The sequence below is a fragment of the Rhizobium sp. PRIMUS64 genome, assembly GCF_023006465.1.
Classification (GTDB): domain Bacteria; phylum Pseudomonadota; class Alphaproteobacteria; order Rhizobiales; family Rhizobiaceae; genus Rhizobium; species Rhizobium leguminosarum.
Window position 1 is genome coordinate 1 of record NZ_JALBGX010000342.1, and the last position, 465, is coordinate 465.

Annotated in this window: 1 pseudogene; it reads left to right on the forward strand. The window is 64.3% G+C overall.

The window, feature by feature from the left end:
• A pseudogene (locus MOV76_RS39480) lies at positions 1 to 465 on the forward strand (Ti-type conjugative transfer relaxase TraA); the annotation flags it as partial.

A 465-nucleotide genomic window follows, 5' to 3' on the forward strand; every position in this document is an offset into this window, starting at 1 on the left:
TCGTCCGCGCCCATGCCACCCAGTTCCGCCGGAATGCCGAACGCTTCGAAAGCCACGAGCAACAGCGCCGCGCCCATATGGCATTGCCGATCCCGGCGCTCTCCGAAAAGGCGATGGCACGTCTTACCGAGATCGAGGCGGTGCGCAGGCAAGGTGGTGACGACGCCTACAAGGCCGCCTTTGCGCTTGCCACCGAAGATCGCTCGATCGTCCAGGAGGTCAAGGCGGTCAGCGAGGCGCTGACCGCTCGCATCGGCTGGAGCGCGTTTACCTCGAAGGCCGATGCGGTTGGCGAACGCAACATGGTCGAGCGTATGCCGGAAGACCTCGCCAGTATCAGAGGCGAGAAGCTGCCCCGGCTGTTCGAGGCCGTGAAGCGCTTTGCCGACGAGCAGCATCTCGCCGAGCGCCGGGATCGTTCGAAGATTGTTGCCGGCGCCAGTGCCGATCAAGGGATGGAGAATG